Annotated in this window: 9 protein-coding genes; 5 read left to right on the forward strand and 4 right to left on the reverse strand. The window is 73.8% G+C overall.

From position 1 onward, the window contains the following. Together DMB66_RS57375 and DMB66_RS62060 are read left to right on the forward strand one after the other, a co-directional pair. A partial coding sequence (locus DMB66_RS57375; protein ID WP_158647706.1) for an IS3 family transposase occupies positions 1-642 on the forward strand: 642 nt, incomplete at its 5' end. Between the two features lie 51 nt (positions 643-693). Further along, a complete protein-coding gene (locus DMB66_RS62060; RefSeq protein ID WP_158647707.1) occupies positions 694-915 on the forward strand; it encodes a hypothetical protein in 222 nt (73 codons plus the stop codon). 243 nt (positions 916-1,158) lie between these two features. Here the strand turns inward: DMB66_RS62060 and DMB66_RS57385 are convergent, their stop codons facing one another. The 4 genes from DMB66_RS57385 to DMB66_RS57400 form a co-directional block, all read right to left on the reverse strand. Further along, positions 1,159-1,926, reverse strand: a complete 768-nt coding sequence (locus DMB66_RS57385) for a carbonic anhydrase (RefSeq protein ID WP_125812392.1) — start codon at positions 1,924-1,926, stop codon at positions 1,159-1,161. Positions 1,927-2,038: 112 nt separating this feature from the next. Beyond that, complete coding sequence (locus DMB66_RS57390; RefSeq protein WP_125812393.1) at positions 2,039-2,938, reverse strand: RICIN domain-containing protein; 900 nt, start codon at positions 2,936-2,938, stop codon at positions 2,039-2,041. Between the two features lie 131 nt (positions 2,939-3,069). Next, on the reverse strand, positions 3,070-3,600 hold the full coding sequence (locus tag DMB66_RS57395) for a hypothetical protein (RefSeq protein WP_125812394.1): 531 nt from the start codon (positions 3,598-3,600) through the stop codon (positions 3,070-3,072). Next, complete coding sequence (locus tag DMB66_RS57400) at positions 3,597-5,240, reverse strand: serine/threonine-protein kinase (protein WP_125812395.1); 1,644 nt, start codon at positions 5,238-5,240, stop codon at positions 3,597-3,599. The genes DMB66_RS57395 and DMB66_RS57400 overlap by 4 nt, the downstream gene beginning before the upstream one ends. 136 nt (positions 5,241-5,376) lie before the next feature. Here DMB66_RS57400 and DMB66_RS57405 point away from each other — a divergent pair, with 136 nt between their 5' ends. The 3 genes from DMB66_RS57405 to menC are packed head-to-tail and all read left to right on the forward strand — an operon-like array spanning position 5,377 to position 8,509. Then, positions 5,377-6,552, forward strand: coding sequence for a M20/M25/M40 family metallo-hydrolase (locus DMB66_RS57405; RefSeq protein ID WP_233625576.1), 1,176 nt, complete (start codon positions 5,377-5,379; stop codon positions 6,550-6,552). Next, positions 6,549-7,406, forward strand: a complete 858-nt coding sequence (locus DMB66_RS57410; protein ID WP_233625577.1) for a GNAT family N-acetyltransferase — start codon at positions 6,549-6,551, stop codon at positions 7,404-7,406. The genes DMB66_RS57405 and DMB66_RS57410 overlap by 4 nt, the downstream gene beginning before the upstream one ends. Beyond that, positions 7,403-8,509 (forward strand): o-succinylbenzoate synthase, encoded by a 1,107-nt coding sequence (gene menC, locus DMB66_RS57415; protein WP_125812396.1) that lies wholly within the window; start codon positions 7,403-7,405, stop codon positions 8,507-8,509. The genes DMB66_RS57410 and menC overlap by 4 nt, the downstream gene beginning before the upstream one ends. Positions 8,510-8,650: the final 141 nt, after the last annotated feature.

An 8,650-nucleotide genomic window follows, 5' to 3' on the forward strand; every position in this document is an offset into this window, starting at 1 on the left:
GTGGAGCTGGTCCGCCAGCTGATGGCTCAGGTCGGTCTGCGGGCGGCCCAACCGCGGAAATGGCAGGTCACGACCCGTCCCGACAAGCAGGCCGCGGCCCGCGTGCCGGATCTGGTACGCCGGGACTTCACCGCGACCGCCGCCGGCGCCAAGCTCGTCGCGGACATCACGTACGTGCACACGTGGCAGGGCTGGATCTACCTGGCGACGGTGATCGACTGCTACTCCAGGGCAGTCGTCGGTTGGGCGGTCGCGGACCACATGCGCACCGAGTTGGTCGTCGACGCTATTGAGATGGCGGCCCGTAACATCACCATACCGAAAGGTGCGATCTTCCACTCTGATCGCGGCAGCCAATACATGTCGCACGAGTATCGCCGGACGCTGAAGAAACTCGGTCTGCGGTCCTCGGTCGGCCGTACGGGGGTCTGCTGGGACAACGCCCTAGCAGAATCGTTCAATGCCAGCCTGAAAAATGAGATGGTCAACCGGACCGTCTTCCCGACGAAAGCCCACGCACGAGACGCTATTGTGCGCTATGTCGAACTGTACTACAATCGCCAAAGGATCCACTCGGCGCTCGGCTATAAGACGCCGTACGAAATTCTCAGCGGACGCACGGACAACACATTAGCGGCGTGAAAACACGCTAAAAGCACTGTCCGGAAAACGCGCGGCAGCCCAGCCCCATCGGTGAAGACCTCACCCAGCTCATCACGCACCCGCATCGCCAACGTCGGCTTCCTGAACGCCGCCCTAGCCACCACCGCAGTCTGCACATCAACCTCCGGCAACGGACGCGGACGCATCGACACCGCTACTCACCTCACCCAGGACACCAACCACCAACGACGACCTACCCTCACCGGGCAGAACAACCACGTCACGGACCACAACCAGCGCGCCGCGAATTAGGCAACAGGGTCCTTCCGTATCGGAAACGCCTCTCGGCCGATGCCCGGCAGCAGCCTGCCGGGTGTTTCCGGTGGGGAAGCAGTGCGGTGGGTGTTTCCGGTGGGGAAGCAGTGCGGTGGGTGTTTCCGGTGGGGAAGCAGAGCGGCCGGTGTTTCCGATAGGGAAGCAGAGCAAAGGGCGCGTAGCAGTGTGAGGTCGCCGGGCGCCCGGCGAAACGACCACCGCGCGCCCGGCGACGGCGACTCAGCCGACCAGCGTGACCCGGCCGGTGTCGAGGTCGTAGCGGGCGCCCACGATCCGCAGGTCGCCCGCGTGGACGTGCTCGGCGAGCAGTTCGCTGCGCGCGGTCAGCTGCGCGGCCTGCGCGTGGACGTTGGCGCGGACCGCGAGGTCGACGACGTCGCCGGGGTGGTCCAGCAGCGGCTCGACGATCGGCCGGAGCGCGTTCACGATGGTGCCGATGTGCCCGGGCGCGCTCGCGCCGGTCTTGATGGCGTCGATGGTGGCCTTGACGGCGCCGCAGCGCTCGTGGCCGAGCACGACGATGAGCGGGCTGCCGAACTCCTCGACGGCGAACTCGATGCTGCCCAGCAGCAGGTCGTCGACGATGTTGCCGGCGACCCGGTTGTCGAACAGGTCGCCCAGCCCCTGGTCGAAGAGCAGCTCGGGCGGGACCCGCGAGTCGGCGCAGCCGATGGTCACCGCGAAGGGGTGCTGACCGGCGGCGAGCGCGTGCAGGTCGGCCAGGCTCTGGTGCGGGTGGCGGGCGTGCCCGGTGACGAAGCGCTGGTTGCCCGCGAACAGCCGGGCGAGCGCCGCGGCGGGGGTGACGGCGGCAGCAGCAGCGGCGGGGGCGGGCCGGGTCGCGGTCGCGGGCGCGGGCGCGGAGGCGGAGGCGGAGGCGGGGGATGCAGCGGAGGCGGGGGAGGCGCCGCCGAGCAGGCCGGCGCCGAGCGCGGCGGCGCCGCCGGAGAGCAGCAGGGAACGTCGGGACAGATCGAAGGGAGGCATGGGGCTCCGTTACTCCTGAGGGATGCCGGCGGGCTGTCTCCGGCGCGTCCATCGCGGACAGTTGAAGTTTCTACCATCCATGCATCGGTGAGTCGCGATGGGTGTGCCCCTGTCAGGGCAGCTTCCACGCCTGGTCAGCGGCGCCCGTACAGGCGGTGACGGTGACGGTCGCGCCGAGGCTGCCGGGGTCGGTCAGGCAGCGGCCGGTCTCCGGGTTGACCAGCGAGCCGTTCGGGCCGGCCCGCCACTGCGCCGCGGGCCGGCCGTCGCAGCCGCCGATCCTGGCCTCGTCGGCACGCACCTCGGCGCACCAGTCGACGACCAGCAGCGTGCCGTCGCTGGCCAGCGTCCACTGCTGATAGCTGACGCCGCTGCACCCGGAGGTCCGCACGGGAGCGCCGTCGACGGCGAACAGGCCGCCCAGGGTCAGGCACCGGCCGCCGGCCGCGGTGATCGGCCCGGTCCGGGCCGTGCCGGGTGGTGGCGCCAGCGTCGCGCTCGGCCCGCCGGACGCCGGCGTGGTGTTCGCCGCCTGCCCGGCAACGGCCGGTGCCGAGCTGGTCACGGGCTTGCTGGTGACCGGCGTCCGGCTCGCGGCGGAACTGCCCGGGGACGCGCGCCGGGTCGCTTCGCTCGCCACCGGTGCCGCCGCCGCGAGGGAACCGGACACGCCCGGCTCCGGTGGCGCCGTCCGGGCGGCCGCGGGCGGGTTGCCGTCGCCGGACGGCAGCACCAGGTACAGGCCGGCGCCGCCGAGCAGCGCGAGCGCGCCGATCCCGGCCAGGACAATCAACCGCTGGCGCCGCAGCACGGCGCTCTTCGCCGCCGAGTCCACGACGGTGGCCGGCTCGGCGACGCGTGGCAACTCCCGGGTGCCGTCCTCGGGCAGGGCAGCGGCCGCCGGCCAGGTCTGCGCCGGCCGGTCGTCGTGCCCGGCGATCCCGCCGCCCGGTTGGGTGGTGATGTACGGGCGGACCAGCACCGGGTCCTCGCGCTCGGAATCGTCAGCCATCTCGCGTCCTGCCGTGGGGGAAGTCGGCGGTCACTGAGGCCGACCGGTACGTCAAGATACGCGAGGTTCCAGCAACGACATCACTCGATGTCCGGTCTTCGCTTGAGTTCGGCGGAAAAGGGCAGGTCGGCTCAGGGCAGGTAGACCTCGGCGATCCGGGTGGCCGTACCGTCCTCGGTGGTCAGCCGGACCAGGATGCCGTCGGCCGGGGCAGTCCGCCGGGCCAGCTCGGCCGGGTCCCACAAGCAGGCACCGGCCCCGGTGCGCTCGTCGATGCACTCGGGATCGCCGTCGCGCACGGTCAGCAGCTTCGCCCGGGTGGTGACCGGCAGCGTCACCTTGGTCTTGCTGTCCTCGGTGACCCAGGAGCGTTCGCAGCGCGGGTCGGTGCCGGGGATCCCGAACGCGGTGCAGAAGGTGGTGCCGTCCAGGAAGACGGTGGGCTCGACGACCACCGCGAGCGCCCGCGCGTCGTACTTCAGCAGCTTGACCACCGACTCCGTGTCGCCGCGGCTCACGTCGGTGAACGTGGGCGTGGGCGCGGCCGACGCCGGCGCGGAGGTGGGGGACGGGGCCGGCTGCTCGTCGAACGCGGTGCACCCGGCGGTGAGCAGCGCGAGGGCGGTGACGAGGCCGGCGACGAGGCCGGGGATCCGCTTCACAGCGACCGGAACTCCGCAGCGGCGAAGGAGGCCTCGGCCGGGCCCTCGGCCGTCGCGGTGGCCACGCCGAGCAGCACCTGGCCGGCGACCAGCGCCGGGTCGGTGATCGGGGCCTGGAGGACCGGCGTGCTGCCGACCGTGACGGTGGCCGACTGCCCGCGCAGGTCGATCCGCAGCCGTTCCCGGTGCCCGGCCCGGAAGGCGTCGGACGTCACCTTGGTCACCGTGGTGTCGGCGCCGTCGTCCTCCAGGTCGATCCGGATCAGGCTCTCGCACGCCGACAACCGGTAGCCGCTGCGGCCGGCGAACCGGAACCAGATCAGCGCGCAGCTGCCCGGGCGGCGGACGGTCACGTCGACGGCGATCGACTGGTCACCGGCGAAGCTGTCGGTGGGCCCCGGGCACTGGACCTCGTTGGACTCGCCGGTGGTGACCACCAGCGCGTCGCGGAAGTCGCAGGACCCGCCGGTGCTCATGGTCTGCGCCGTCCACTGCCCGGGCCGGTCCAGCCGGTCCACGATGCTCGGTCCGCGCACGGTCCGGGGAGCGGGCGGGGCGACCGAGATCTGGCCGGCCGGGGCGGCGCCACCGTCGGAGTCCGCAGTGGACAGGCCGTAGATGCCGGCGCCGGCCAGGGCGAGCGCGGTGAGTGCGGCGAGCCCGGCGACCGGAAGCCGGATCAGCCGCCGGCGCCGGCGGGGCGGGCCGGCCGGGTCGGTGCGGGTGCGCCGCCGACCGCCGGTGGAGTGGCGCCCCGAGTGCTGGGCGGCCTCGGCGGCCTGCCGCAGCTCGGGCCGCTGGGCCAGGGTCAGCGACTCCTGCGGGCCGGCGCTGAGCAGCAGCTCCAGCAGCTCGTGCGCGCTCGGCCGGTCCCGGGGCTCCTTGGCCAGGGCGAGGGTGACCAGGTCGCGCAGCGGGCGGGGCAGGCCGGAGACCTCGGGTGGCTGGGTCAGGATGCGGGCCGCGGTCGCGGCGGGGGAGTCGGCGGCGAACGGGGTACGGCCGGTGCCCGCGTACGCGACCACGGCGCCCCAGGCGAACACGTCGGCGGCGGCGGTGACGCCCCGGCTGTCGGAGTCGAAGCGTTCCGGCGCCATGTACGCCACCGTGCCGACCATCTGATCGGTCCGGGTGTGCTGGCTGGTCGCCTCGAACGCCCGGGCGATGCCGAAGTCGATGACCTTCGGCGTGCCCAGCGAGAAGAGCACGTTGCGCGGCTTGAGGTCGCGGTGGATGACCCCGGCGCCGTGGATGGCGGCGAGCGCGGTGGCCACCCCGATCGCGACGCTGTGCAGGTTGCCGGCGGTGAGCGGGCCCTGCTCCTGGACCACCTCGGCCAGGCTGGGCCCGTCGACGAACTCGACCACCAGGTACGGCGTCGTGTGCTCCGGGTCGGCGTCGAGCACCTCGGCCGTGCAGAACGGCGGCACCTGCCGGGCCCGGTTCACCTCGCTGCGGAAACGGGCCCGGAACTCGTCCTCGTCGGCGTACTCGGGCCGGATCGCCTTCACGGCCACGAGGCGCCCGGACTCTTCGTCCTCGGCGAGGAACACCGTGCCCATGCCACCCTCGCCGAGCCGGGACAGCAGCTGGTAGCCGCCGAGTCGCCGGGGGTCACCGGGTCGCAGCGTGCTGGTCACCGGATCGGCCGTCCTGCGTGGGTACCCGGGCACATGGGGACGAACACTACCGCGAGCGCGACCCGCCGCAGCCCCCCGGTGGGGGCTGCCGGGGCCTACGCTGAGCACACCCGTCACCGGCGAAGGGCGACCTGACATGGATCTCGTGACCCGGATGGCGCGGCGCCTGCCGCGGCTGCTCGCCGACATCGAGGAGCTGGTCGCCTGCGAGTCACCCTCCACCGACCCGGCCGCGCTGGCCCGCAGCACCGACCTGGTCGCCGAGCTCGGCGAGCGCCACCTCGGCATGCCGCCCGAACGCCTGACGGCCGGCGGCCGCACCCACCTGCGCTGGCAGCTGGGCCCCGGCCCGGCCCGGGTGTTGGTGCTCGGCCACCATGACACGGTCTGGCCGCTCGGCTCGCTGACCACCCACCCGTTCGACGTCACCGGCGGGGTGCTGCGCGGCCCCGGCTGCGTCGACATGAAGGCCGGGCTGGTCCTGGCGCTGCACGCACTGGCCGAGTTGGACGTGCCGGCCGGGGTGACCCTGCTGATCACCAGCGACGAGGAGCTCGGCTCGCCGACCTCACGCGAGCTGGTGGAACAAGCGGCCGCGGGATGCGCGGCGGCCCTGGTGCTGGAGGCGGCCGCGCCGGGCGGCGCGCTCAAGACCGAGCGCAAGGGCGTCTCCCGCTATCTCGTACGCGCACACGGCCACGCCGCGCACGCCGGCCTGGAGCCGGAGCGCGGCGTCAACGCCACGGTCGAGTTGGCACACCAGATCCTGGCCGTCGCCGCGCTCGGCGACCCGGGCCTCGGCACCACCGTCACGCCGACCCTCGCGAGCTCGGGCAGTTCGGCGAACACGGTCCCCGCCACGGCCGAGGTCGCCGTCGACGTCCGGGCCCGGGACGCCGCCGAGCAGGGCCGGGTCGACGCCGCGATGCGGTCGCTGCGACCGGTGCTCACCGGCGCCCGGCTGGAGGTGACCGGCGGCCCCAACCGGCCACCGATGGCGGCCTCCGCCTCCGCGGCCCTGATGCTGCGGGCCACCCGGGTGGCCGAGCGCCTCGGCCTGCCGGCCCCGACCGGCGCGGCGGTCGGCGGCGGCTCGGACGGCAACTTCACCGCCGGCATCGGTACGCCCACCCTGGACGGCCTCGGCGCGGTGGGCGGCGGCGCGCACGCGGACGACGAGCACGTGCTGGTCGACGCCCTGCCGGCCCGGGCGGCGCTGATCGCCGGGCTCATCACCGACCTGCTGAACGGGGAGCCTTCAGTCGGTTCAAGGGTGGCGGCGGGGCGTTCGGACGGGGAGCACCGCCCGTGAGCCGGGTCATCGCCGCGGCGCTGGAGGCCGCCGGTTCGGCCGCGCGGGCCGCGCGGGTGCTGGTCCGGCCGGTGAGCAGCCTGGCCGAACTGACCACACTGGACAGACTGCTGGCCGGCATCTGGCAGGAGGACGCGACCGACGTGCTGCTGACCACCGAGCTGCTGCGCGCGCTGGCGAAATCCGGCAACTACGTGGCCGGTGCCTTTGACGGTGGCACCCTGGTCGGCGCCGCGGTGGCGTTCTTCGCCGCCCCGGGCGAGCGGGAGCTGCACAGCCACATCGCCGGTGTCTCCGCCGGTGCCGCCGGGCGCAGCGTCGGCTTCGCCCTCAAGCAGCACCAGCGGGCCTGGGCGCTGCAGCGCGGCATCAGCACGATCAGCTGGACCTTCGACCCGCTGGTCGCCCGCAACGCCTACTTCAACATGGCGAAGCTCGCCGCGGTGCCGACGGAATACCTGCCGAACTTCTACGGTGCGATGCACGACCGGATCAACGGCGACGACGACAGCGACCGGCTGCTGGTCCGCTGGGATCTCGCCGCCCCGGCGGTGGTCTCGGCCAGCGCCGGCAAGCCGCAGCGCTGCGTCCGGCCACCGACCGCGACCGTGGCCCTGCGCCGGTCACCCTCGGGCGGGCCGGTGCCCGGCTCCTTCCGCGGGCAGACGTTGCTGGTGGCGGTCCCGCCGGACATCGAGGCGCTGCGCCGCAGCGCACCCGGCGCCGCGAAGGGCTGGCGGGTGGCGCTGCGCGACACCCTGAGCGCGCTGCTCGCCGAGCGGCTGCGGTTCACCGGCTTCGACCGGGAGGGCTGGTACGTCCTGACCCGCGGCACCGAGGAGCACGGGCGATGAAACTCGAAGGTATCGAACTGCGCCGGGTCAGCATGCCGCTGGTCTCGCCGTTCCGCACCTCGTTCGGCACCGAGACCGCCCGCGACATCCTGCTGGTGCGCGTGGTCACCGGCGCGGCCGAGGGCTGGGGCGAGTGCGTGGCGATGACCGACCCCCGGTATTCGAGCGAATACACCGAGGCCGCCGCCGACGTGCTGCGCCGCTACCTCATCCCGCGGCTGGCCGCCACGCCCCGGCTGGACGCGTACGCGGTCGGGCCGGCCCTGGCGCCGTTCCGGGGGCACCGGATGGCCAAGGCAGCCCTGGAGACCGCCGTGCTCGACGCCGAGTTGCGCGCGCAGGGCCGCTCGTTCGCGCGCGAGCTGGGCGCCGTGCACGACCGCGTCCCGTGCGGGGTGTCGGTCGGCATCATGTCCTCGCTCCGCGAGCTGCTCGACGCGGTCGGCGGCTACCTGGCGGAGGGCTACCTGCGGATCAAGCTGAAGATCGAGCCGGGCTGGGACGTGGCGCCGGTGCGCGCGGTCCGGGAACGCTTCGGTGACGACGTGCTGCTGCAGGTGGACGCGAACGCGGCGTACACGGTCGCGGACGCCCGGCAGCTCGCCCGGCTCGACCCGTTCGGGTTGCTGCTGATCGAGCAGCCGCTGGACGAGGAGGACATCCTCGGGCACGCCGAGCTGGCGCGGCTCATCACCACCCCGGTCTGCCTGGACGAGTCGATCACCTCGGCCCGCACGGCCGCGGCGGCGATCAGGCTGGGCGCCGCCGCGATCGTCAACGTCAAGCCGGGCCGGGTCGGCGGCTACCTGGAGGCCCGCCGGATCCACGACGTCTGCGCCGCGCACGGCGTCCCGGTGTGGTGCGGCGGCATGCTGGAGACCGGCCTGGGCCGGGCCGCCAACGTGGCCCTCGCCGCGCTGCCGGGCTTCACGCTGCCCGGCGACACCTCGGCGTCGGGCCGCTACTTCCACACCGACCTGACCGAGCCGTTCGTGCTGCGGGACGGTCACCTGGCGGTCCCCACCGGGCCGGGCCTGGGCGTCGAGCCCGTGCCGGAGATCCTGCGGGCGGCCACCACGGCCACGGAGTGGATCGCGCTCTGATCGCGGCTCACAGGTAGCGTCGGCAGCGGGCCCGCCCGCCATCGAAGATGATCACGCCGGGCACGCCGGGCACGCCGGGCACGCCGGGCACGCCGGGCACGCCGGGCACGCCGGGCACGCCGGGCACGCCGGGCACGCCGG

It is taken from the genome of Actinoplanes sp. ATCC 53533 (assembly GCF_003947245.1).

Excerpts from the sequence above, each read along its gene's own strand:
- DMB66_RS57385 (WP_125812392.1), bottom strand. The coding sequence starts at position 1,926 with ATGCCTCCCTTCGATCTGTCCCGACGTTCCCTGCTGCTCTCCGGCGGC.
- DMB66_RS57390 (WP_125812393.1), bottom strand. The coding sequence starts at position 2,938 with ATGGCTGACGATTCCGAGCGCGAGGACCCGGTGCTGGTCCGCCCGTAC.
- DMB66_RS57405 (WP_233625576.1), top strand. The coding sequence starts at position 5,377 with ATGGATCTCGTGACCCGGATGGCGCGGCGCCTGCCGCGGCTGCTCGCC.
- menC (WP_125812396.1), top strand. The coding sequence starts at position 7,403 with ATGAAACTCGAAGGTATCGAACTGCGCCGGGTCAGCATGCCGCTGGTC.